The following is a 23,076-nucleotide window of genomic DNA, read 5'->3' as shown; positions in this document are numbered from 1 at the left end:
TCAGAAGTCGTAGCTCAGGCGGGTGTACCAGAAGCCGCCGTAGGGATTGAACGGCGAGACACCACCGAATTTCGGAAAGCCGTTGACGTCGCCCGCCGGGTAGCCGCTGTTGTCGGCGCGCACGTCGAACAGGTTGTTGGCACCCACGGCCACACCCAACTGGTCGGTGATCGAATAGGCGACTTCCAGGTCGGTGATCCACTTGGCGCCAAAGGTGGAGTCGAAGTCGGGATTCACATCCCGGGCGATGACCTTGTCGTAGCGGGTGACGCCCAGGTTGATGTCGAAGCGATCGATCTTCCATTGGCCGCTGAGAATCAGCTTGGTCTTGGGCTCCGACACCGTCAGGTAGCCCTGGGCGACCCGGTCGAACAGTTGCAGGCCGCTGCCAGCCAGCGCTGCCGGAGTGGACTTGATGCTGTCCAGTTCGGTCTTGTTGTAGTTGAACGCCACGCCGTACTTGACCGAGCCGTAGCGGCCATAGTCGACCTTGTAGTCGGTGACCAGATCCACACCGCGGGTGGTGGTGTCGGCGGCGTTGGTGAAGTACTTGACCCGGTAGCCTGGCTTGTAGCCCTGCTGCTGGAGGATCTGGTTGACGCCGTTGCCGTAGAGGAAGCCCGTCAGAGCGATGCGGTCCTTGATCTCGATCTGGTAGGCATCCAGGCTCACGTTGGCTTGGGGCAAGGGCTTCCAGGTGATGCCCAGGCTGATGTTGCGCGATTTTTCCGGTTCCAGGTCTTCGGCGCCCAAGGCCCGTGCCAGGGGCGTATCCACCCGTGCGGTCTTGGCTTCGACGAACTGCGCCACGCCATTGACCAGGGTGTACTGGTTGGAGGTCTGGGCATACGCGGACTGCGACAGCGACGGCGCGCGGAAGCCATTGCTCAGGGTGCCGCGCACGGCGAACTCCGGGGTGAAGTCATAGCGCGCCGAGAACTTGCCGCTGGCGGTATTGCCAGCGCTGTCGTCGTATTTTTCGAAACGCCCGGCCAGGCCCAGGTACAGCTTTTCGGTGGGGTTCAAGCCCAGGTCCAGGTACGTCGCATAGCTGTTGCGGCTGACCTGGGTAGCATCCTCGGGGGTCAGGGTGATTGCGCCTTGAGCGCCCACGGCGGCGGGCTGACCGGCCAGCGGCCCGCTGGGGTAGACATAGCCGCCGTTGATCCAGGCGGCGACATCCTCGGACTCGGTCTTGTAGCGCTCGTGACGGTGCTCGGCGCCCCACGACACTTGCAGCGGTTTGGCCAGGCCGACGTCGAAGGCGCGGGTCAGGTCGAGGTTGTTGGTCCATTGGTCGAAGGTGTTGGTGTAGCTGTCGAAGGACGTCGGGCTGGAGGGGCCGAGCGACGCGTTGAGGCTTTCGTCGGAGCCGGCCAGAGACTTGGCGCGGCCGAACGTCGAACTCAGGTCCCAGTTCCACTCGCCGATCAGGCCCTTGGCACCTGCGGCAGCCTGAAAGTCGGTCTCGTCGAGGGTGTAGAAAGGGGCCGTGCCATCGGGGTAAATCTCGGGAATGATATTGGTCGAGTTCGGCCGCCGATAGTTCTGCCCGCCCCGGGCGTCCCGCTCGCTGTAGGTGGTGAACGAATACAGCGTCAGGTCGTCCTGCAGCGGCAATTCGGCGTTGTACGAGAGGTTGTAGCCCTTGATCTTCGGCAAGCCATTGCGCTGCACCTGGCGATCGGCGCCGGCTTCGCGAGCGTCACCGGGGAAATACAGGTTGCCGGTGGAGTCCCGCGAGCGCACCGCCGTCTGCTGCGACTTGGCATCCAGGGAGATGTTGAGAAAGCCGTCGTTGGGCAGGGCAAAACCGGAGTTTACCGCCGTACGGATCGTGCCGCCGTCACCGTCCTCGTAGTACTCACCGTACTGGGTGCTGGCCGACCCACCGTTGTCGCTCTGCTTGAGGATGATGTTGATCACCCCGGCAATGGCGTCCGAGCCGTACTGCGCCGAAGCGCCGTCACGCAGCACCTCGACGTGATCGATGGCACTGACCGGAATCAGATCCAGGTCCACGGGGTTGGTGCCGTAGGCAGACGAGGAGTCGAGGTTGATCACCGAGCTGTTGTGGCGCCGTTTGCCGTTGACCAGCACCAATACGTTGGAACCGTTCAGGCCACGCAGGCTATAGGGTCGGGCGATGCTGTCGTTGGATGAGCCGGAAGGCCGCTGATTGAACGACGGCAGGGCTTTCTCCAGAGCACCACGCAGGCTGGCCGAGCCCGTGCGCTCCAGTTGCGCACCGCTGACCACGTCGATCGGGGCCGGGCTGCTGGTCACGGTGCGCGCCTCACTGCCGCGCGAGCCGGTCACCACCACGGTGTCCAGGGTGTCTGCGGCCTGGGCCGGCAACAGCGTGAAGCCGGCCAACAGCAGAGGTGCCAAGGCCAGGGGCGAATAAAGAGAGGGGCGAGTCATGACAAGTCAGGCTTCCAGAAAGGGTTTGAAATCGTCGCGCCACAGCGGTCGTATATCGACGCGCTGGCGGATCAGACGGTTGTCGAAAAAGGTGTCTGCGACCTGTTGGGCAGAGGCAATCGCCGGCTCGCTGATGGGCTCGAGGCTCACCGGCCGGCCGCGCTCGCGGAACTGACGCAGGTACAGCTCGGCGCTGATCCCGGTCTGCTGGGCAATGTGCTCGGCCCAGGCTTCGGGGTGCTGGGCAACCCAGGCCCAGGTGGCGCGCTCGCGGCGCAGGAAGTCGGCGATCTGCGCCCGCTTGTCCGGGTCTTCCAACGCACCGCAGCGGGCGGCGATCAGTGTGTTGCCAACGAAGGGGCTGTCGTTTTCCAGGCGCACGCCTTGTTGCTGGGTGGCTTGAAGCGCACTGATGCCCCCGGCAACCAAGGCGTCCACATGGCCACTGCGAAAGGCGATCAACGCCTCCTGCATGGGCATGGGTACCGGGCGTATGTCCTTGAGGCTCAGGCCGTGGCGATTGAGCAGGTCGATGAGGTAGTACTGGGTGTTGGTGCCGCGCACAAAACTCACGCTGCGGCCCTTGAGATCGGCCACGTGCGCAATACCGCTGTCGCTGCCCACTACCAGGCCCAGATCCTGGCGACTGCCAGGCAGCACCGCGACCACCGCCAGGGGCACCTGGGCGATGGAGGCGAAAATGGGCGGTACTTCGCTCATCTGGGTGTAATCGAGGCTGCCGCTGCTCAAGGCTTCGAGCACGATATTGCCACCGGCGATGTTCACCCACTCCACCGGGTACGGTGTATCGGCCTGCCCGGCCATGGCCATGAACGAGGCAGCCGAGCCCTTGTAGCGCCATACGCGCAAGGGCCCGGAAGTCTCGGCCAGGGCGGGGCGCAGCAGGCAGCCCGCCGCCAGGGCAGCGCTGCCGGCGAGCAGTCGACGTCGAGTCAGCACGGCCATCGGCTCAGCCCACCAGGTCGGGTTGCTGGGCGACGATCTCGTCCCATAACGGCTGGAAGTTCAGCCAGGCGAACAGCTCGTTGCGGGCCCGACCTTGAGCAGTCAAAGGCTCGACCCGCGGCACCACCGGCGCGCCAGCGGCGCGGGCCAACAAATGCGAGCGGGCCACGTCTTCGGCAAGAATGAAGCGCCAGGCCGCACTCTCGACGCTTTCACCCACGGTCCACACACCATGGTTTTGCCAGAACAGCAGATTGTTGCCGGCAAAGCTGTCGACGAAGGCGGCCGTCACCCTGTCGCGGTCGTTATCAAGGCTGCCGTCGGCAGCGCGCAGGTCGTGGCGACGGAATATCGCCTGATCCTCGATGAAGGCCCCGGCCTCCGCCGTAATGGGTTCGAACAGTTGACCCAGGGCCGACCAGGTGCGGCCGTAGAAACCGTGCAGATGGGCAATGCCCACCACCTCGGGACGGGCCTGCTGGATGCCGTCGTGCAGCTCCAGGGCGCTGACATTTAGCAAGCCCTCCCCCTCCACCACTTGACCCTGGCGATTGACCCGCAACAGCTGCGAAGCGGTGATCTGCGAAAACGGCACGCCCAGCGGATTGATCCAGTAGTGCTCCGGTTCGAGCGGGTCGCGAGCGGTGAAATGCCCGGCCACGCCGACCTCAAACCCATAGCGGGCAAACAAGCGGTAGGAGGCGGCCAGGCGCTGCTTGCGGTGCAAGCGTTCCTGCAGCGGATCGCGCTGGCGCGGCACCGCTTCAAGTTGCAGACGATTGTTGTCGTGGGGCAGGTTCAGCAGGCTGTTGGAATACGGTTGTGTGTGGCTCATGCCGGTTACTCAAGGCTGTTGCTCGCGCTGGCGAGCGAAATTCAGAGCGAACGCGTGCGCTGCGCGGGATGCAGGGCTCAGGATCGGAAGGTCGGTAGCGAACAGCGGCGCTGCAGGAGCAGGCGCTATGGGGAAAGGATCAGGTGGTCATGTTCTGGAGCCCTCGCATGGGGTGAAGCAACAGCTCTCCTCCACCGTGCGAGGGGTCGGGTTGAGCGCGGTCCGACGGTTCAGCCGGAACGACAGTGAAGTGCATTGTTTTGGTGCCGTGGGTAGAACATAAACGCAGGACGAATGGCTGTGAAATTCTTTTATGGAATAAACTAATATTAATCTCCGTAATCAAGCCGATACCTGTTCATCACGGAACGACATAAAAAGCCGAGCGATGGCAACCCTTCTGAAAACTCTCTCTCAGCGCTTGAGTTCGGCCTTGAGCAGTGGATCATTCAGGTAAGCCACATTGAGCCGGGTCCAGGGATTGATGCGCGACTGTTCGGGAGAAAAGATGTGCCCTGGTGCAATCATGAAGCCCTTGGGCAGCAACTGCCGCGTCAGCTCCCTGGCATCGGCGATGTGCCCGAACCGGGCCCACAGGTACAGACTCTGCTCGGGCCGACAGAACACTTCAGCGCCGATGTCGTCGAGCATGTGCAGCCCTGCCTCGGTCGCTGCTTTGAGCCGTTCCTGCAGGCGGATCAAATGCCGCAGGAAATGCCCCTCCGTCAAAACCACGTCCACCGTGCGTTCGCAGAATTCCGAGGAGCTGGTGTGCAGCAACATCTTCAAGTCGCCCAACTCATCGACGACCTCCTTGCTGCCGGCGATGAAGCCCACCCGCAAGGCCGCGGAAACCGACTTGGAGAAGCTGCCGACATACAGTGATCGTTTAAGTTGATCCAGTGCCGACACTTTGATCGCCGTGGCCGGCTTGAAGTCGGCCAGGGCATCGTCGTCCACCAGGATGAAGTCATGCTGCTCGGCCAGTTGCACCAGGCGATGGGCCTTGGCCGGAGACAGGTCGGAACCGGTTGGGTTGTGCCCCACCGACTGAATGAAGAACAGCTTGGGCCGGTGCAGACGCAGGTGCTGCTCGAGCACGTCCATGTCCGGGCCGTCCGCCAGGCGCGGCACCGAGAGCATGCGCGCGCCCTGCAATTGCAGCTTGCCGAACAAGGGGTAGTAACCCGGGTCCTCCACCAGCACCGAATCGCCCTGTGCGATGAATCGACGGATGATCAGATCCAGCGCGTGGTTGGCGCCATGGGTGGTGACGATCTGCCGGGGGTTGGCGGTGATCGAATAACTCGCCAGCTTCTGTGCCAGATGCTGCCGCAAACCGGCGTTGCCCAACCGATTGCCATACCTGAACAAGGTGGTCACGCCGGTGCGCATGATCTGCCGGGTGAACTTGTCCAGACGCACATCCATCAGCCATTCCACGGGGGGAAAGCCTTCGCCGAGGGGCGAGTGACCCGGCTCGCGCACGAACTGCTGGCGCATCAGCCAGATGGTATCCATGGCGCGGGCGTAGGGCAGCGGTTCTTCAGGTTCGGTGTGGTTGGGGGCGCCCTGCCTGACGAAGAACCCCTGACCATGACGGGCCTCCACCAGACCCTGGGATGCCAGCGATTCGTAGGCCGTGATCACGGTGTTTTTCGAGTGGCCCATCAGGCGCATGCATTCGCGCAGCGAGGGCAAGCGATCGCCAACGCGGTAGGTGCCGTCGGCAATCTGCCGCGCGAGCGCCGCCGCCAGTTGCTGGGCCAATGTCAGTCGCGCCATGGGGGTCATCCGGCAAAAGGAACACAAAGGGTACAGCTTGGGTACTGTCCAGCCAAACTGTACCTTCTTTCAGCGCTCGCGGCGGTCTAGGGTGGCGGTCATTCAAAAACAATAATCGCTACAGGACCCCGACATGAGTATCGACTCCCGCCTCCCCGCCTTTCGTAGCCTATCGCCCGCCGCACGCCTGGACCATTTGCAGGCACTGCTGCAACTCCCCGAAGCGGATGTCGCATTGCTGCGTGATCCTGGCGCCCTGCCCCTGGACATCGCCGACGGCATGATCGAAAACGTCATCGGCACCTTCGAACTACCCTATGCCGTGGCCAGCAACTTTCAAATCAATGGCCGCGACGTGATTGTGCCTTTGGTGGTGGAAGAGCCTTCGGTGGTGGCGGCGGCGTCGTTCATGGCCAAGCTGGCCCGCGAGGCCGGCGGCTTTCAGACGTCCAGTTCGTTGCCGCTGATGCGTGCTCAGGTCCAGATCGTCGAGATCCAGGACCCGTTCAATGCGCGCATGAGCCTGCTGCGGCGCAAGGATGAAATCATCGAACTGGCCAACCGCAAGGACCAGTTGCTCAACAGCCTGGGCGGCGGTTGCCGGGATATCGAGGTGCATACCTTCGCGCAAAGCCCGCGCGGCCCGATGCTGGTGGCGCACCTGATCGTCGACGTGCGCGACGCCATGGGCGCCAACACCGTCAACACCATGGCCGAGGCGGTGGCACCGCTGCTGGAAGAAATCACCGGTGGCAAGGTACGCCTGCGCATTCTCTCCAACCTGGCGGACCTGCGCCTGGCCCGCGCACAGATCCGTATCGCCCCCGAGCTGCTGACCACCTCGGCGTTCAAGGGCGAGGACGTCATCGAAGGCATTCTCGATGCCTACAATTTTGCCGTCATCGACCCCTACCGCGCCGCGACCCACAACAAAGGCATCATGAACGGTATCGATCCGTTGATCGTTGCGACTGGCAATGACTGGCGGGCCGTGGAAGCCGGTGCTCACGCCTACGCCTGCCGCAACGGCCATTACGGTTCGCTCACCACCTGGGAGAAAGACAGTCAGGGCCATCTGGTCGGTAGCCTGGAAATGCCCATGCCGGTGGGGCTGGTGGGCGGTGCTACCAAGACGCACCCGCTGGCGCAGTTGTCGCTGCGCATTCTGGGGGTGAGCAGCGCGCAGGAGCTGGCCGAGATCGCCGTGGCGGTCGGCCTGGCACAGAATCTGGGCGCGCTCAGAGCCTTGTCCACCGAAGGCATTCAACGAGGACATATGGCCCTGCACGCGCGCAACATAGCCCTGTCCGCCGGCGCCAAGGGAGACGAAATCAGCTGGGTGGTGCAGCAGATGGTCGAAGCCCGGGATGTGCGTACCGACAAGGCCACCGAGTTGCTCAACGCCAAGCGGGCGCAGTAATGGCCAGCAGTGATGCCGTGCGGCTGGTCGAGGTGGGCGGAAGGGACGGTTTGCAGAATGAGCGGCAGATGGTGCCGGCCAGTGTGCGCGTGCAGTTGCTCGAACAACTGGCTGGCGCAGGGTTGCGCACCCTGGAAGCCGGTGCCTTCGTGTCGCCGCGCTGGGTACCGCAAATGAGCGGCTCGGATGAGGTGTTCAGGGCTCTGCCGACGCTGCCGGACGTGACCTGGACAGCCTTGGTACCCAATCTCAAGGGGCTGGAAGCGGCGCTGGCGGTGGGCTGCAGGGAGGTGGCAGTGTTTGCTGCGGCGTCCGAGGCGTTCTCGCAAAGGAACATCAACTGCTCGATCGCCGAAAGCCTGGTGCGTTTCCAGGACGTCATGGTGGCGGCCCGTGCGGCCGGCGTCCGGGTCCGCGGCTACGTCTCTTGCGCCATGGGCTGCCCATTTACCGGCCCTGTTGCCCCTCAGGCCGTCGCCAGGGTGAGCGCGTCGCTCTACGACCTGGGCTGCTACGAGATCAGCCTGGGCGACACCCTCGGCACCGGTACGCCAGCAGCGACCAAAGCGTTGTTGCACGCCTGCAGCGCTGTGGTGCCGGTGACGGCGCTGGCCGGTCATTTCCATGACACCTACGGCATGGCCATCGCCAATATCTGCATGGCGCTGGAAGCCGGTGTACGGGTTTTCGACAGCTCCGTGGCGGGTTTGGGTGGCTGCCCCTATTCTCCGGGGGCGACGGGTAACGTAGCCACTGAGGATGTCGTGTATCTGCTCGATGGCCTGGGCCTGGCACACGGCGTTGATCTTGAGGCCGTGATTGCCGCGGGAACGTTCATCAATCAGCAACTGGGGCGTGAGACGGCGTCCAGGGTCGCCAGGGCCGTGGTCGCCAAACGTCTGCGCGAGACCTGAGCCAGGCGGCATCTCTTCACCGTCATAACAATAAAAAGCTCGCAAGAGCCGTGGGAGAATTTCTTGAAACCCGATCTCTACGAAGTGTGGGGTGACACTGTCAACGGTCGTCACCTGGTCTACGCCATCGGCATCGGCGCAGTGGTCAGCCTGGGAGCGTTCTTCGTCGCGCAATACCTGCTGGTGGGGTGGGTCGCCAACGCCCAGATGGCCCGTGCCTACGCCATGCTGGTGGGTATCGTCGGCTGCCTGGCCGGTGGCGCCATCAGTGCCAGACTGTTCAAGCCCAAGCGCCATGTGGTCGAGCACCAGGCCGACCCAGCCTGGCGCGCGCAGGTGCTGTTGGAACTGCAACGTGAGTTCGGTGACCTGGGCAAGCTCTCCGACCTGCCGCCCGCGACCATCGCCGAGCTCAAGGAAATGGACCTCTACACGCTGTTCGCCGACTACGAGAAGAACGGCGCGGCTGGTGTACCGGCGCAGACGGCTGACACCCACTCCGGAATGGCCACGCAGGGAGGTCGTCCATGATGGAGCCTCTTGTGGAGCAGATCCTGATCGCCCTGGCCATGGGCGCCCTTGGCGCGGTGATCTTCGCCGGTATCGGCTTGATCTCCGGCAGCGATGAAACCACCACCCTCGCCCCACTGACGTTGCTGGTCGTGCTGCTGGGGGTGCCCGCACCGGGCGTGCTGACATTCTTCCTGGCCGGCGCCGTCGCCAAGCACATGACCCACGCCGTACCCACCGCGCTGCTGGGCATTCCCGGCGACACGCTGGCCACGCCGCTGATGCGCGAGGCAAATTTCCTGCGCAACCTGGGCGTGCCCCATGTGGCGTTGCGCAAGATGATCTCGGGGGCCGTGATTGCCGCGCTGATCGCGGTGCCCATGGCGGTGCTGTTCGCCATGATGCTGGCGCCGTTTGGCGACACCATCAAGCGCGGCGCACCGTGGGTGTTCCTGGCGGCGGCGATTGCCATCGCCTGGTTCTCCAAGGGTCGCCTGGCCGCGGTATTGGCGTTGATTCCATTCGTCATGATCATCGTCGGTCTGCAGACCGTGACGGCGCAGTACGGGGTGAAACTCAGCGTCAGCTACTTCCTGGGCATCGCCATCGGGCCACTGATCGCCGCGTTGTTTTCGATGCTCGCCCCCGCCGAACGGGAAACCATGCGCCGCGAGCAGGTGCGGACCTTCTCGCTGTCGCCGGACGTGAAAAGCTGGGGCGGCTACTTTCCCAGCCCGCTGAAGGTGCTGGACAGCAAGCAGACCCTGTGGACCGGTATCACCGCGGTGATCTCCAGTGCGACGTTCGTGTTCAGCCCGGTGGCCATGACCGTGATCATGGGCGAGCTGGTAGGGTCGCGGGTCAAGCATGTCTATCACCGCTTGACCACCGTGATCACCGCGCGCAACGGCGTGACCGAAGCGACCTACATCGCCGAGGCGTTGATTCCGCTGATCGCGTTCGGCTTGCCGCTCAGCCCGGTGGCCGCAGGCCCCGCAGCGCCGCTGTTCAACGCGCCACCGCGGTTCAGCGTCGATGCGGCCACCGGCCAGGTCAACAATCTGCATTCACTGCTCAGCACCTGGGAGTTCTTTGGCTACAGCATGCTGGCGGTGATCGTGGCGATCCTGATTGCCTACCCCTTCACCATGAACTATGCCCACCGCGCAGCCTCCTACGTCTCACGCAGGATCAGCCATGAAGCGGTGATTTCCACCTTCGTCGGTTTGATTCTGGTGATCGGCATCTGGGAAGGCGGCGGGCTGGGGCTGTTGGTGATCGTTACCGTAGGGCTGCTGGGCGGCTTCCTGTCACGCTTTCTGGGCTTCAACATCGGCGTGCAGTTCATGGGCTATTACACCGCCGTATTGACCGTGCCGGCACTGGTGGCCCTGTTGGGCAAGTAACGGGGCCGCCCTGACAATACAAAAGGATCAACCATTCGCATCAATGAGCCGCGGCGTTTTCAAAGACGCCTTCGCGGCTTCACGCCGCTCCTACAGAGACCCCGCCCCCCTGTAGGAGCGGCGTAAAAGCCGCGAAGACGCCCGCCACCACACCACCACCCTCACCCCCTCCCCCCTGTAGGAGCGGCGTAAAAGCCGCGAAGACGCCCTCATCCCCACCGCAATCCCCAAACCTAACCCTTCACATTGGCCCGCGCGCTGTGCAGCTTCTTGTAACTGTCGATCAACCGCAGGTGACGGTCCAGCCCTTCGAGCTTCATGCTGGTTGGCGTCAGGCCATGGAAACGCACGCTGCCGTCCATCGACCCCAGCACTGCGTCCATGCGCTGATCGCCGAACATGCGCCGGAAGTTGACTTCATAGTCTTCCAGTTCAAGGTCCTCGTCCAGCTCAACCTCCAGCACCACATTCAACGCCTGATAGAACAGACCGCGGTCCACCGTGTTGTCGTTGAACTGCAGGAAGGCTTCGACCAACTCCTTGGCCTCCTCGAAACGCTGCAAGGCCACGTAGATCAACAGCTTCAATTCCAGAATGGTCAGCTGCCCCCACGCGGTATTGTCGTCGAATTCGATGCCGATCAACGTCTTGATATCGGTGTAGTCGTCCAGCTCCGACTCTTCCAGACGCGCCGCCAGCGCCTCCAGCCCGGCCTCGTCCAGGCTGTGCAGGTTGAGGATGTCCTCACGGAAAAACAGTGCCTTGTTGGTGTTGTCCCAGATCAGGTCCTCGATCGGGTAGATCTCCGAATAGCCCGGCACCAGGATGCGGCAGGCCGGTGCGCCGAGGTGCTCGTACATCGCCATGTAAGCTTCCTTGCCCATGCCTTCGAGAATACCGAACAGCGTGGCAGCTTCCGCGGCGTTGGCGTCTTCGCCTTCGGCAGAGAAATCCCACTCGACGAATTCGAAGTCGGCATTGGCGCTGAAGAAGCGCCAGGAAACCACACCGCTGGAGTCGATGAAGTGCTCGACGAAGTTGTTCGGCTCGGTGACCGCATGGCCCATGAAGGTCGGTTGCGGCAGATCGTTCAGACCCTCGAAACTGCGGCCTTGCAGCAGTTCGGTGAGGCTACGCTCCAGCGCCACCTCAAAGCTTGGGTGAGCGCCGAATGAAGCGAACACGCCACCGGTGCGCGGATTCATCAAGGTCACGCACATCACCGGGAATTCGCCGCCCAGGGATGCGTCCTTGACCAGCACCGGGAAGCCCTGCTCTTCCAGCCCCTGGATACCGGCAACGATGCCGGGGTACTTGGCCAGCACTTCGCGGGGCACGTCGGGCAGGGCCATTTCGCCTTCGAGGATCTCGCGCTTGACCGCTCGCTCGAAGATCTCCGACAGGCATTGCACCTGTGCTTCGGCCAGGGTGTTACCGGCGCTCATGCCGTTGCTCAGGTACAGGTTCTCGATCAGATTGGACGGAAAATACACCGTTTCGCCGTCCGACTGGCGCACGTAAGGCAGTGAGCAGATACCCCGCTCGATGTTGCCCGAGTTGGTATCGTACAGATGGGACCCGCGTAGATCGGAATCGCGGTTGTAGATTTTCAGGCAGTACGGATCGAGGATTTCACTGGGCAGTGCATCTTTGGGCCCCGGCTGAAACCAGCGCTCGTCGGGGTAGTGCACGAACTCGGCATTGGCGATGTCCTCGCCCCAGAACTGGTCGTTGTAGAAGAAATTGCAGTTCAAACGCTCGATGAACTCGCCCAGGGCCGAAGCCAGGGCGCTTTCCTTGCTCGAGCCCTTGCCGTTGGTGAAGCACATGGGCGAATGAGCATCGCGGATGTGCAGCGACCAAACGTTGGGCACGATGTTGCGCCACGAGGCTATCTCTATCTTCATGCCCAGGCCGGCGAGAATCCCGGACATATTGGCGATGGTCTGCTCCAGCGGCAGGTCCTTGCCCACCACATAGGTGCTGCCCTGGGGGTTGGTGTCCAGCATCAGCAGCGCCTGGGCATCGGCATCGAGGTTGTCCACTTCCTCGATCACGAACTCGGGGCCGGCCTGCACCACCTTCTTCACCGTGCAGCGGTCGATGGAGCGCAGGATGCCCTGACGGTCCTTGTCCGAGAGATCGGCTGGCAGCTCGACCTGGATCTTGAAGATCTGGTTGTAGCGGTTTTCCGGATCGACGATGTTGTTCTGCGACAGGCGAATGTTATCGGTGGGAATGTTGCGCGTCTGGCAGTACAGCTTCACGAAGTAGGCGGCGCACAGCGCCGACGAAGCCAGGAAGTAGTCGAACGGACCGGGCGCCGAGCCGTCGCCCTTGTAACGGATCGGTTGATCGGCCACCACCGTGAAATCATCGAACTTGGCCTCCAGGCGCAGGTTGTCGAGGAAGTTGACTTTGATTTCCATGGGGCGATCACCGTGATAACGAGCAAAACGAAATAGGCCGGCATTATCCGGGTTTTTCGTCTGGGCGTCTTGGCCGATCTGTCCGAAGGGGCAAGCCGAATCATGACCCCGGTGCTTGCAAATGGGCTGATAGAAATAGGCAATGCACCGAGATCACCCGGCATAGGTCAGCGTGTGCCGACTGGCTACCCTATTTGCACACTCACCTGAACGGAGCTGACCATGAACCACTGTAAAACCTTGTTCATCACGGGCGTCAGTAGCGGCTTGGGCCTGGCGCTGGCCGTGGAGGCGCTTGCCCAGGAGCATCGCGTCATCGGCACGGTGCGCAGCGACACCGCGTTGCAGGCGTTCGCGGCGCGGTGCACGGATCGTGCTCACGGTCTGGCAAGGCGTCTTTGAGGGTAGCCGGCGCCAGCACCGTTCGATATGGTGGCGAACCCGCTGTGGTGCGGGCCTGATCCCGAGGAACGGAACGCATGGAGTTGTTTGCAGACAAGCCGGCCGACGATGGCGTTCCAGGTGCCGAGAGGCGTCTGGCCACTGTAGCGGTGATGGCCGCTACCGCCATGGCCGTGCTCGATGGGACAGTGGTGAACGTCGCGCTGCCTTCCATTGCCGAGTCGCTGAAGGTCTCGGCTGCCGACACTATCTGGGTCGCCAATGGATATCTGCTGGCAGCGGCGATGACGTTGGTCACGTTCTCCGCGCTGGCATCGCGCATCGGGTTTCGCCGGTTGTTCGTCAGTGGTGTGATCGTGTTCGCCCTGGCCTCGCTGGGCTGCGTGCTATCAACTTCATTGGACATGCTGGTAGGCATGCGTGTGCTGCAAGGCATCGGCGGCGCGGCCACCTTGAGTATTGGTCCGGCGATCTATCGCACGGTATTCCCCACCCGCCTGCTGGGGCGAATACTGGGTTTGAACGCCTTGCTGGTGGCGGCCAGCACGGCCATCGGCCCCACATTGGGCGGGATTCTGCTGTCGGTGGCCAGTTGGCCTTGGCTATTTGCGATCAATATCCCGCTGGGTATCCTGGCGGCCGTACTGGCCTCGCGCGCCATACCGCACAACCCCTTGCCCACCACGGAGCCCTTCGATCTGGCAGGTGCCTTTCTTTCGGCCGTCACCATGGGCGCGGCGATTCTGGCCACGGATGCGTTTGCGAAACTGAGCGGCGGTTCGGTGCTCGAGGGTATGCTGATTGCCGGGGCGTTCGGGGTACTCATGGTCGTCGCCGGTGCCGCCTTCGTCTGGCGTCAGCGTCGAGCGCCAGCGCCGCTGCTGCCGCTGGACCTCTTTCACTCGCCGCGTTTTTCCCTGGCAGCACTGACCTCGCTGGTGGCCTTTGTCGGCCAGGGCATCACCATTATTTCCTTGCCGTTTCTGTTCCAGAATGCGTACGGGTACAGCGTATTCACCGCGGCATTGTTGTTCACCGCCTGGCCGATCGGCATCGTTCTGGCGGCCCCCTAGGCAGGACGCCTGGCCGACCGCTATCCGCCCGCCCTGCTATCGACCCTGGGGCTGGGCCTGTTCACTCTCGGCCTGCTATTGCTGGCATTGCTGCCTGCCCAGGCAAGCATTGCGAACATTGTCTGGCGAGAGTTTCTGTGCGGTGTCGGTTTCGGCCTGTTCCAGAGCCCCAACAACCGCGAGATGCTTGCCAACGTTTCTCGAGAGCGCAGCGGCAATGCCTCCGGTGTGCTGGCGATCATGCGGACCTTCGGCCAATGCTTCGGCGCGGCGTTGGTGGCCATCGTGCTGTCAGCCTATGCCAGCCATACCGGCGGCCCGACCGATGCTACCCTGACCATCACGCAGGATGTGCAAGCCATGCACGTTGCCATTGCCATGGCGGCGGTCGCAGCCGGGCTGGCGGGATGCGTGAGTTTCTTCAGGTTACGCAAGGAGCACTGAAGCACGCTCGCTGGCAACGCCAATCTCATCACTCTGCGACACGGACTGCCCATGAAACTCATCGCCGCGCAAATCGCCTCGATCCCTGGCAACATCCAGGACAACCTGGCCAAGCACGTTCGGGTCATTCATCAAGCCGCCGGCCTGGGCGGGAGTGGGATTTTTTTCCCGGAGCTTTCACTCAGTGGCTATCAGCCTGCCCTGGCGGGTGCACTGGCAATGCACGCCAGCGATCCACGCCTGGATGAATTCCAGGGGCTGAGCGATCGCTATCGGATGCTGATAGCCATAGGCCTGCCGATCAAGGCCCGGCAGGGGATCGAGATTGGGATGGTGGTATTCCAGCCGGGTGTGATGCGCACAACCTATTGCAAACAGCACCTGCATGCCGATGAAACGCCCTTTTTCATCCCCGCCAGCGGCCAGCAAGTGTTCGATGTCGCGGGCCACATGGTGGCCCCTGCCATTTGCTACGAGTCACTGCAAACGGTTCACGCCCAGGAAGCCGCTGCCATGGGGGCGCAGATCTACTTCACCAGTGTGGCGAAGTCCGAGCGGGGTGTGGCGGCGGCTTGTGCGCACTATCCGCTGATCGCCAGGCAGCATGGGTTCACGGTGCTAATGGCCAATTGCGTGGGGCCGGCCGATGACTATGTGGGCGCTGGACAATCGGCGGTGTGGAATACCGATGGCGAGTTGGCAGGGCGTATCGATTCGAGCATGGAAGGGTTGGTGGTTTACGACCCAGGCAGCGGGGAAGTTGCGGTGCATGGTCTTGGTTGAAGTACGCCGCAGCTCACCGCTACAGCGGAAAGTGATGGTGGAGGACTCAAGCCCGTAGCGCATTCCCAAGGCGGCTCTCCACCGCCTACCCAACTCGCGCTATTCTGTCGAACGTTCACCCTTGGCCGAGACCACCGCCATGTCCATTGCCGACACCCTCCTTGCCTTCGCGCTCGCCGCCACCCTGCTGACCATCACCCCAGGCCTGGATACCGCTCTGGTGCTGCGCACCGCCGCGGTGGAAGGCAAGCACCAGGCGCTGCGCGCAGCTCTGGGCATCAGTGCTGGCTGCCTGCTCTGGGGGGCCGCTGTCGCCTTCGGCCTGGGCGCCCTGATAGCAGTGTCCGAACTGGCCTATACCGTGCTGAAGTATTGCGGCGCCGCCTATCTCGCCTGGCTGGGACTCAATATGGTGATGCGTCCGCGAACATCGATGGGCGCATCGGCAGCCAATGGCCGACCTGTCGCCAACTGGTTTGTGAAGGGCATGCTGGGCAATCTCCTAAACCCCAAGATCGGCATTTTCTACGTGTCCTTCCTGCCCCAGTTCATCCCCCAAGGTGATGCGATGATCGCCTGGACGTTTGCCTTGGTAGGCATCCATGTAGCGATTGGCTTTGCCTGGTCGCTGGCCCTTATCGCTGCCACCCGGCCGCTGGCAGGTGTGCTGAGGAAAGCGAAAGTGGTCCAATGGATGGACCGCACCACGGGGATGATCTTCGTCCTGTTCGCCGCCCGCCTCGCATTGAGCAAGCGCTAGGTTCCCTGCCGACGCCTTCGCGGCAGACGGACATCAGCGCCTGGACCGACGCCTTCGCGGCTGTACGCCGCTCCTACAGGCCCCCCACCCGCACTCCATTCCCCTGTAGGAGCGGCGTAAAGCCGCGAAGGCGGTCATGCCGTCAACGCTTTCATCCCCCATAACACCGCCATCCCCACCACCAGGGTCAGCACCGTGCTGCGGGTTTTCCAGGCCACCCAGGCGGCCAGAATGGCGGCAGGAATCTGCGGGTTGTCCAGCGCGAAAGCGCCCTGCCCGTTCGGGTACACCACGGCGGGCAACACCAGCGCTGCCAACACACTGGCCGGTACATAGCGCAAGGCGCGGCTGAGCAGCTCCGGCATGCGCCACCGGCCATGCAGTTCGATGAAGGACAGTCGCATGGCGAACGTACCTATACCCACAGCCACGCATAATCCCCACAACGCCAGATCGCTCATGGCGACTGCTCTCCTGTGTCCTGGGCCGCTGCGTTCTCAACGGAGCGGTCGCGCAGGGTTTCGATCACCAGACCCGCCGTCACCCCTCCCACGCTGGCAATGACCAGGCCAAGGTTGTAGGGCATGTTCGCTGCCAGCACCGCGAGCGCCCCACCCACGACAGCTGCGCCCAATGTCGCGGCTCCGCGAATGTTCGGTACCAGCAGCGCCAGGAACGACAAGGGAATGGCAAAACCCAGCGACCAGCTTTCAGGAATGCTGGCACCCAGCGACACCCCCGCCAGTACCGACAGCTGCCATACCAGCCACATGCCAAAGGCAGTGCCCGCATAGTAATGATGGGCATACCGCCCCAACTCACCGCTGACGAACTTCAGCGTACACAGCGCATAGGCTTGGTCCGACAGCATGTACGCCATTGGCCATGTCCAGCGTCGGGGTAAAGCGTGCAGATAAGGCGCCAGCGAGGCGCTGTACATGATGAAGCGCAGATTGATGATCAAAGCCGTGGCGACGATGGCCACTGGCACCACACCAATCTGCATCAGTTGCAGGGCAACCATCTGCGCCGAGCCCGAAAAGAACAGCAGCGTCATGCCCATGGAGGTTGTCGGCGACAGGCCCATTTCCACGGCCATCACACCGGTGACCAGGCCAAAGGGGATCACGCCGGGAGTCAAGGGAAGGAGTGCACGAATCCCCTGCAGGAAAGCTTCCCTTGCACTTCGGTACGGCATTGGTGTTCCTTATCGTTCGTGCACGCGTCGCGTTGGATGGCGGGGGTAGTGTAGGGCCCAGTGTGCGGGAGATGAAACGACTTTTTGTAGGGGGAAACGACGCGCTCAGGTAATGACCAGAGGCGCGATGGCGGTACTTACGCCGTCACGGCGCAAACCTCGCTCCCCTCAGGTCTGGTTGGCAACTGCGCAAGTCGCGGGGGCGCATGCGGGTTCCTGTGGGAGCGGGCTCTGCCCGCGATGGCGTCAGCACCTTCAGGCGGGCTTGCAGCCCCGGATCAACGGCTGATCACCGCGGCGACGGCTTCGCCGAAAGCCTTGCAGCCCAATGTGCCGCCCAGATCCAGGGTGCGTGTTGTCGGATCTTCCAGCACACGGTCCACGGCGCGATCCATCTCGGCAGCCGCAGCCGTCAAGGACGGCTGTTGATGGTGCTCCCCCATCCACTGCAACAGCATCGCAACCGAGAGCATCATCGACACCGGATTGGCCTTGTCCTGGCCCGCGATATCCGGGGCCGAGCCATGCTGGGCCTGGGCAGCGCAGTGCTCGTCGCTGGCCATGATCGACCCCGCCAGGCCCAGGCTCCCGGACAACTCACTGGCCAGATCGCTGAGGATGTCACCGTAGAAATTGGTCGCGACCAACACGTCGAAGCGCTCGGGATTACGCACCAGATGCGCCGTGGACGCATCCACCAGCAGGTCATCGAGCTGCACCTCGGGGAATTCACCGGCCACTGCGCGCACCGCCTCAAGGAACAGGCCGTCGGTCATGTGGAAGCTGTTGGCCTTGTGGATGGCCGTGACTTTCTTGCCACGCTTCATCGCCAGCTCGAACGCCCGCCGCGCAATGCGCTCGCTGCAGTGGCGGGTGATCTTGCGGGTCGACAAGGCCATGTCCGGCGTGGGCATGACCTCTCCCCAGCCCTTGGCCATGTTGCGATCGGGGTAAAAGCCCTCGGTGGCTTCACGCATGATTACCAGGTCCATGCGCTTGCCCTCCTTCATGTTCGAGACCAGAAACGGACGAGTGCGCGCGGGACGTACGTTGGCATACAGGTCCAAACCGATACGGAAGCCCGCCGACACGTTGCGTCCGCCTTTCTCGGGGACAGGGTAGTCGGCGTGGGACTGGGTACCGAGAATGATGCCATCGTAGGTACGGGCCTTGGCCAGGGTCTCGTCGCGCAAGGTGGTGCCGTGCTTTTGGAGGCTGACAAACCCGACATCGTCGTAGTCGAACGTCAGGCCCAGGCTGAACCTGGTGTTGACCGCGTCCAATACGCTCATCGATGCGCCGATGATTTCAGGGCCGATGCCATCGCCGGGCAGAACCAGAATACGCATTGTTATTTCCTCGCTCACGTAGGTAAACGGCCAAGGGAAATGGCCTTTTATGTTTCTTGTATTGCCAAAATACAATTTAACGACAGGATGCACTCGCTAATCACGCCAGGACAGGGGCTATGCTCAGCTACGAATCACTCTCGGCATATTGCATTTTATTGCCTCTATGTACAATTTATGCAACCGTTGTTTTCAGCACGACAGCGCTTTATTCATCAAGGAGCAAATCTCATGGCGGCCAAACGAATCTTCCTGATTCATGCCACTCCCCTGTCCATGGCGCCTATTGCGGACGCCTTTCGGCGCCTGTGGCCGGAACCGCAACTGCTCAATCTGCTGGACGACTCGCTGTCAAAGGACATGGCGGCAAGTGGCGCACTGACGGCTGAGCTCAAGGAGCGCTTTTTAGCCCTCACGCATTACGCTGAAGGGGCTGGGGCCGATGCGATACTGTTCACTTGCTCTGCCTTCGGTGAGGCCATCGATGCCTGCAAGAAGGCGGTGACCATTCCAGTGCTCAAGCCCAATGAGGCCATGATCGACGAAGCCGTGGCCAGCGCGGCCCATATCACCTTGCTGGCCACGTTCGAGCCGTCCATTGGGTCCATGCTCGAAGAGTTTCGCCAGGCCGCCAGCCACGCAGGCAAAGCGGTGCGGGTGAAGCCCATCCATGTGCCAGGCGCGATCGAAGCACTGGGCCAAGGCGATCAGGCGCAACACGACCACGCCATCGCCGAGGCGGCTCGCACCGTCCAGCACAGTGAAGTGATCTGTTTCTCGCAGTTCTCGATGACCACGGCGGCTGCAGGGGCGCAAACGGCCCGGGGTTTGCCGGTGCTGACGACTCCCGACAGCGCAGTGAAGCGGCTTCGGGCACTGCTGGAGGGCTAACGCCCAGCGTGCTTCAGGCGGATGGCGTGGCCTCGTCTCGCGCTCGTTTCAGCGCTTCGTCCTGGGCGTCCTTCTCGGTTTTCTGCCGGCCTACGATGTCCAGATGGTGCCGCAGGAAACCGGCGGCGGCTTCGCACTTGCCGCTTTCGATCAAATCCAGCAACTGGATATGCTCGGCACACTGGGTCAACAGACGTGGACGATCCAGGTTGGCCTTGTAGGCCATGAAGCGACGCAGCTGGTTCTGCCGACGAATCGCTTCGAGGAAAAACGCATTACCGGAACACCGCACGATCAGCTCATGCAACTGTGCACCGATGTGAAAAAGCTGGGAGCGTGACAGCTTGAAGATGTCGCCATCGAGCAATTGCTGCTGCAGCGCACGTGCCTTGGCAAAGGCTGCCTTGTCGACCTTGTAGCCAGGCTCGAGCAGGGCTGCGGGCTCGATGGCCATGCGAAAGCGATAGCTCTGGATATGCGCCTTGGAGTCATGCAGAAAGGAGTTGATCTCCCAGCCCTGGCCCGGCTTGCGCTCGATCATCGCCTCATTGGCCAGGCGGTTGAGGACCTTCATCAGCTGGCCGCGAGGCACGTCGTAGCGGCGTAGCAGCTCGGCTTCGAAAAACGTGGTGGGAATGTCGCCACTCAGCACATCGTCGACCACACGCAGATAAAAGTCTTCGAAAGGATCGACTTCCAGGGGCAGCTTGGCGGTTTCGATGGACTTGGCGTCGCACGTCAGGAAGTAGCCACGATTCTGCTCTTTGCGGGCGATACCCAGTTGTTCCAGCAAAGCGAAGCAGCGCCGGATGGGTGACCGTGACACCCCCAGCTCCTTGGCAAACGCTTCCTCGCGCAGCGGCTCCCCGCTGCGCATGGAACGTGCGCGGGCCATGTCGATGATCTTGGGCGCCAACTGCTCGGCCAGATCGGACTTGATTCGAGGCCTGCTCTTGCCTTCGGAAGGGGCTACGCCAATTGAGTTCATGCTGGCTCGTGAAGATTGAGGACGGTGCGCACTATTGAGCGTCGACGCCTGGACATCGACGCGATCAAAATACCACAGCTCCTATCCTGGGGCATCCCGCACCACGCAGCCGACTCAGCTCGCCGGAAACATCGAGAAGGCACCGGTGACCGCCATGCCTCCCATGATCAGAAAGCTCAAGGCGAACGCCCACTTCATGGTGTACTTCTGGTGGTCACTGAACTCCACACCCGCCAAACCACACAGCAGGTACGTAGACGCCACCAATGGGCTGAGCAGGTGCACCGGCGAACCTATCAACGAAGCGCGACCGATCTCGGCGTGACTGATGCCATAGGCCTCCGCAGCCTTGGCCAGTACGGGCAACACACCATAGTAGAAGGCATCGTTGGACATGAAGAAGGTCCCCGGGATGCTTGCCAGTGCCGTGATCGGGGCCATGTATGGCCCCCAGGACTCCGGCAACAGGGCCAGAAAGCTGGCGGACATGGCGTTGACCATCCCGGTACCCGAGAGAATGCCGGCCAGAATGCCCGCTGCCAGAAAGATCGCGATCTGATTCAAGGCAGTGGGGGCGTGAGCGGCAATACGGCGACGCTGGTCGGCCATATGCGGATAGTTGATCACCAGCCCCACCGAGAACGCCACCATGAACAGGATCGCGATGGGCAGCCATTCCATGACCAAGCCCACCATCAGCGAGACGGTGAGCACAGCGTTGAGCCAGAACATCTTGGGCCGGCGCAGATCGGCGTCTTCCTGGGACATCGCGGGCAATCCGGTCACGTCATCGTCGAAGGCACTTACCTGGCCCTCGCCCGGCAACGCCAGCTTGCCCAAGCGGGAACGCTCGCGGATACCAATGTAGTAGGCCAGACACATTACACCCACGAACCCGATGATCATCGACGGGATGATGGGCTGGAACAGATCGGCGGTTTCTACCTGCAGCGAGGCCGCGGCGCGTGCCAGGGGACCGCCCCAAGGCAGCAGGTTGGTCACGCTGGCGGCCAAGATGATCACGCACGTCATGGCCAGCAGATTCAGGCGCAGCCGTTTGAACAGCGGCAACATCGCCGTCACGGTGATCATGTAGGTAGTAGAGCCGTCGCCGTCCAGCGACACCATCCCGGCCAGCAAGGTAGTGAAAACCACCGCCTTGACCGGATCGCCCTTGATGATCTTGAGGAACGCGCGAATGACGGGATCGAACAGGCCGGTGTCGAACATCATGCCGAAGTAGAGAATCGCGAACATGACCATGATGGCTGTGGGCGCGACCTTTTTCAGGCCGTCGATCATCATGGTGCCCATCTCGGGCCCAAAGCCACCGATCAAAGCGAAGATGATCGGAACGATGGTCAACGCCACCAATGGAGACAGGCGCTTGGTCATGATAAGCGCCATGAAGGTTACGATCATGCCGTAACCAAGAATTGACAGCATATGTATTTCCTCGGCTAGAAGTACACTTGTTTTTATGATGAGCCCTTGTAGGCGCTTCGAGTACTGCAGACACGCTCAACCCGGCGGCGAAGCATGCCGCAATCGGGTGCAGGTGGATCAACTCATGTGCAGGCCGCCATTGACCGAGAAATCGGCACCGTTGGCGTAGCTGGATTCATCAGAGGCTACCCAGGCGATCATGGCAGCGATTTCTTCCGGGGTACCCAAGCGTCGGGTCGGTACTTCCTGGACCAGTTTGTCCATGACATCCACGGTGGTCACGGACTTGAGTTTGGGGGTGGCGACATAACCAGGCGACACGGTATTGACCGTCACACCGCGTGAGCCTACTTCCTTGGCCAACGCCCTGGTAAAGCCGCGGATAGCCGATTTGGCCGTTGAGTAGTTCACTTGGCCGACCTGCCCGAGCTGAGCATTGACCGAGGAAATATTGATCACCCTCCCCCAGCCACGCTTGACCATGCCGTCAATGACCTGCTTGGTGACGTTGAACAGGGAGTTGAGGTTGGTATCGATCACCGTCTGCCAATCGCCCGGCTGCATATCGCGGAATACGACATTGCGAGCAGTACCGGCGTTATTGATCAGGACGTCGATTGGGCCGACGTCCTTGGTGATTTTCTTGAAAGCCAGTTGGCAGGACGCCCAATCCGCCACGTTGCCCTCGGATGCAACGAATTCGAAGCCCTGGGTCTTCTGCTCGGCCAGCCAGGCGGCCTTGTGTGGCGAATCCGGGCCACAGCCTACCACCACCACGAAGCCATCTCGGGCCAGGCGTTGACATACAGCGGTTCCCAGCCCGCCCATACCGGCGGTGACGTAAGCGATGCGCTTGCTCATCGATTGCACTCCATTTGTGTTTTTGTAAGGAGTTGATGTGAAGCCTTGATGGCCGTGTCGCACACTTAACGCCAGATTGGATTGTTTTGCAAGCACACAGCATACAATCGTAGCAGCGGCGTAAGCCGCGTCCGCTCTCCTACCACCCAATCCGCTCTCCACCACCCAAAAAACGCCCACAAAAACAAAACC

General features: G+C 62.1%; 18 protein-coding genes and 2 pseudogenes. 9 read left to right on the top strand and 11 right to left on the bottom strand.

Translation table 11 applies throughout. The annotated features are described in order from the left end of the window. The 4 genes from B3397_RS08390 to B3397_RS08375 all read right to left on the bottom strand — a co-directional run bounded on the left by B3397_RS08390 (position 1) and on the right by B3397_RS08375 (position 6,010). A complete protein-coding gene (locus B3397_RS08390; protein ID WP_296248992.1) occupies positions 1-2,424 on the bottom strand; it encodes a TonB-dependent receptor plug domain-containing protein in 2,424 nt (807 codons plus the stop codon). Between the two features lie 6 nt (positions 2,425-2,430). Continuing rightward, positions 2,431-3,390 carry an ABC transporter substrate-binding protein gene (locus tag B3397_RS08385; RefSeq protein ID WP_296248990.1) on the bottom strand — a complete coding sequence of 320 codons (960 nt, stop codon included), beginning with the start codon at positions 3,388-3,390 and terminating at the stop codon, positions 2,431-2,433. Between the two features lie 4 nt (positions 3,391-3,394). Continuing rightward, positions 3,395-4,225, bottom strand: coding sequence for a class II aldolase/adducin family protein (locus B3397_RS08380; protein ID WP_296248988.1), 831 nt, complete (start codon positions 4,223-4,225; stop codon positions 3,395-3,397). Between the two features lie 414 nt (positions 4,226-4,639). Then, positions 4,640-6,010 (bottom strand): PLP-dependent aminotransferase family protein, encoded by a 1,371-nt coding sequence (locus B3397_RS08375; RefSeq protein WP_296248986.1) that lies wholly within the window; start codon positions 6,008-6,010, stop codon positions 4,640-4,642. Between the two features lie 133 nt (positions 6,011-6,143). Here B3397_RS08375 and B3397_RS08370 point away from each other — a divergent pair, with 133 nt between their 5' ends. The 4 genes from B3397_RS08370 (at position 6,144) to B3397_RS08355 (ending at position 10,260) form a co-directional block, all read left to right on the top strand. Beyond that, complete coding sequence (locus B3397_RS08370) at positions 6,144-7,430, top strand: hydroxymethylglutaryl-CoA reductase, degradative (RefSeq protein ID WP_296248985.1); 1,287 nt, start codon at positions 6,144-6,146, stop codon at positions 7,428-7,430. Further along, complete coding sequence (locus tag B3397_RS08365) at positions 7,430-8,344, top strand: hydroxymethylglutaryl-CoA lyase (RefSeq protein WP_296248983.1); 915 nt, start codon at positions 7,430-7,432, stop codon at positions 8,342-8,344. The genes B3397_RS08370 and B3397_RS08365 overlap by 1 nt, the downstream gene beginning before the upstream one ends. Before the next feature lie 63 nt (positions 8,345-8,407). After that, positions 8,408-8,875: a hypothetical protein gene (locus B3397_RS08360; RefSeq protein ID WP_296248982.1), complete on the top strand. Its 468-nt coding sequence runs from the start codon at positions 8,408-8,410 to the stop codon at positions 8,873-8,875. Continuing rightward, a complete protein-coding gene (locus B3397_RS08355; protein WP_296248980.1) occupies positions 8,872-10,260 on the top strand; it encodes a tripartite tricarboxylate transporter permease in 1,389 nt (462 codons plus the stop codon). Before B3397_RS08360 ends, B3397_RS08355 begins: the two co-directional genes overlap by 4 nt. A 233-nt stretch (positions 10,261-10,493) precedes the next feature. Here the strand turns inward: B3397_RS08355 and B3397_RS08350 are convergent, their stop codons facing one another. Continuing rightward, positions 10,494-12,689, bottom strand: coding sequence for an OsmC domain/YcaO domain-containing protein (locus B3397_RS08350; RefSeq protein WP_296248977.1), 2,196 nt, complete (start codon positions 12,687-12,689; stop codon positions 10,494-10,496). Positions 12,690-12,911: 222 nt separating this feature from the next. Between B3397_RS08350 and B3397_RS08345 the strand changes: the two are divergent. From B3397_RS08345 to B3397_RS08330, 4 genes and pseudogenes are all read left to right on the top strand, one after another. Beyond that, a pseudogene (locus B3397_RS08345) lies at positions 12,912-13,076 on the top strand (short-chain dehydrogenase/reductase); the annotation flags it as partial. A 92-nt stretch (positions 13,077-13,168) separates the two neighbouring features. Then, positions 13,169-14,608: pseudogene (locus tag B3397_RS08340) on the top strand (MFS transporter). A gap of 51 nt (positions 14,609-14,659) precedes the next feature. Beyond that, positions 14,660-15,391 (top strand): carbon-nitrogen hydrolase family protein, encoded by a 732-nt coding sequence (locus B3397_RS08335; RefSeq protein ID WP_296248975.1) that lies wholly within the window; start codon positions 14,660-14,662, stop codon positions 15,389-15,391. Positions 15,392-15,530: 139 nt separating this feature from the next. Next, a complete protein-coding gene (locus B3397_RS08330) occupies positions 15,531-16,151 on the top strand; it encodes a LysE family translocator (protein ID WP_296249153.1) in 621 nt (206 codons plus the stop codon). Between the two features lie 134 nt (positions 16,152-16,285). Here B3397_RS08330 and B3397_RS08325 read toward each other — a convergent pair whose 3' ends face one another. The 3 genes from B3397_RS08325 to B3397_RS08315 form a co-directional block, all read right to left on the bottom strand. Then, positions 16,286-16,612: an AzlD domain-containing protein gene (locus tag B3397_RS08325; RefSeq protein WP_296248973.1), complete on the bottom strand. Its 327-nt coding sequence runs from the start codon at positions 16,610-16,612 to the stop codon at positions 16,286-16,288. Beyond that, the gene (locus B3397_RS08320) at positions 16,609-17,349 is read right to left on the bottom strand and encodes an AzlC family ABC transporter permease (RefSeq protein ID WP_296248971.1); all 741 of its coding nucleotides are present in this window, start codon (positions 17,347-17,349) and stop codon (positions 16,609-16,611) included. The genes B3397_RS08325 and B3397_RS08320 overlap by 4 nt, the downstream gene beginning before the upstream one ends. Positions 17,350-17,627: 278 nt before the next feature. Then, complete coding sequence (locus B3397_RS08315; RefSeq protein ID WP_296248969.1) at positions 17,628-18,698, bottom strand: isocitrate/isopropylmalate dehydrogenase family protein; 1,071 nt, start codon at positions 18,696-18,698, stop codon at positions 17,628-17,630. A gap of 231 nt (positions 18,699-18,929) precedes the next feature. On the opposite strand from B3397_RS08315, the gene B3397_RS08310 reads away from it, so the two are divergent. After that, a complete protein-coding gene (locus B3397_RS08310) occupies positions 18,930-19,589 on the top strand; it encodes an aspartate/glutamate racemase family protein (protein WP_296248966.1) in 660 nt (219 codons plus the stop codon). Between the two features lie 13 nt (positions 19,590-19,602). Here B3397_RS08310 and B3397_RS08305 read toward each other — a convergent pair whose 3' ends face one another. From B3397_RS08305 to phbB, 3 genes are all read right to left on the bottom strand, one after another. Continuing rightward, the gene (locus B3397_RS08305; RefSeq protein WP_296248964.1) at positions 19,603-20,577 is read right to left on the bottom strand and encodes a GntR family transcriptional regulator; all 975 of its coding nucleotides are present in this window, start codon (positions 20,575-20,577) and stop codon (positions 19,603-19,605) included. A 114-nt stretch (positions 20,578-20,691) separates the two neighbouring features. Continuing rightward, positions 20,692-22,023: a CitMHS family transporter gene (locus tag B3397_RS08300; RefSeq protein WP_296248961.1), complete on the bottom strand. Its 1,332-nt coding sequence runs from the start codon at positions 22,021-22,023 to the stop codon at positions 20,692-20,694. Positions 22,024-22,140: 117 nt separating this feature from the next. After that, complete coding sequence (gene phbB, locus B3397_RS08295; protein WP_296248960.1) at positions 22,141-22,884, bottom strand: acetoacetyl-CoA reductase; 744 nt, start codon at positions 22,882-22,884, stop codon at positions 22,141-22,143. Between the last annotated feature and the right edge of the window lie 192 nt (positions 22,885-23,076).

It is taken from the genome of Pseudomonas sp. UBA4194 (genome assembly GCF_002379585.1).
GTDB lineage: Bacteria > Pseudomonadota > Gammaproteobacteria > Pseudomonadales > Pseudomonadaceae > Aquipseudomonas.
The sequence above is the reverse complement of the archived record's forward strand: the minus strand, read 5'-3'. Positions and strand labels throughout refer to the sequence as shown.

Excerpts from the sequence above, each read along its gene's own strand:
- B3397_RS08300 (WP_296248961.1), bottom strand. The coding sequence starts at position 22,023 with ATGCTGTCAATTCTTGGTTACGGCATGATCGTAACCTTCATGGCGCTT.
- B3397_RS08380 (WP_296248988.1), bottom strand. The coding sequence starts at position 4,225 with ATGAGCCACACACAACCGTATTCCAACAGCCTGCTGAACCTGCCCCAC.
- B3397_RS08385 (WP_296248990.1), bottom strand. The coding sequence starts at position 3,390 with ATGGCCGTGCTGACTCGACGTCGACTGCTCGCCGGCAGCGCTGCCCTG.
- B3397_RS08350 (WP_296248977.1), bottom strand. The coding sequence starts at position 12,689 with ATGGAAATCAAAGTCAACTTCCTCGACAACCTGCGCCTGGAGGCCAAG.
- B3397_RS08315 (WP_296248969.1), bottom strand. The coding sequence starts at position 18,698 with ATGCGTATTCTGGTTCTGCCCGGCGATGGCATCGGCCCTGAAATCATC.
- B3397_RS08390 (WP_296248992.1), bottom strand. The coding sequence starts at position 2,424 with ATGACTCGCCCCTCTCTTTATTCGCCCCTGGCCTTGGCACCTCTGCTG.
- B3397_RS08310 (WP_296248966.1), top strand. The coding sequence starts at position 18,930 with ATGGCGGCCAAACGAATCTTCCTGATTCATGCCACTCCCCTGTCCATG.
- B3397_RS08305 (WP_296248964.1), bottom strand. The coding sequence starts at position 20,577 with ATGAACTCAATTGGCGTAGCCCCTTCCGAAGGCAAGAGCAGGCCTCGA.
- B3397_RS08355 (WP_296248980.1), top strand. The coding sequence starts at position 8,872 with ATGATGGAGCCTCTTGTGGAGCAGATCCTGATCGCCCTGGCCATGGGC.
- B3397_RS08365 (WP_296248983.1), top strand. The coding sequence starts at position 7,430 with ATGGCCAGCAGTGATGCCGTGCGGCTGGTCGAGGTGGGCGGAAGGGAC.
- B3397_RS08335 (WP_296248975.1), top strand. The coding sequence starts at position 14,660 with ATGAAACTCATCGCCGCGCAAATCGCCTCGATCCCTGGCAACATCCAG.
- B3397_RS08330 (WP_296249153.1), top strand. The coding sequence starts at position 15,531 with ATGTCCATTGCCGACACCCTCCTTGCCTTCGCGCTCGCCGCCACCCTG.
- B3397_RS08320 (WP_296248971.1), bottom strand. The coding sequence starts at position 17,349 with ATGCCGTACCGAAGTGCAAGGGAAGCTTTCCTGCAGGGGATTCGTGCA.
- B3397_RS08375 (WP_296248986.1), bottom strand. The coding sequence starts at position 6,010 with ATGGCGCGACTGACATTGGCCCAGCAACTGGCGGCGGCGCTCGCGCGG.
- B3397_RS08370 (WP_296248985.1), top strand. The coding sequence starts at position 6,144 with ATGAGTATCGACTCCCGCCTCCCCGCCTTTCGTAGCCTATCGCCCGCC.
- B3397_RS08325 (WP_296248973.1), bottom strand. The coding sequence starts at position 16,612 with ATGAGCGATCTGGCGTTGTGGGGATTATGCGTGGCTGTGGGTATAGGT.
- phbB (WP_296248960.1), bottom strand. The coding sequence starts at position 22,884 with ATGAGCAAGCGCATCGCTTACGTCACCGCCGGTATGGGCGGGCTGGGA.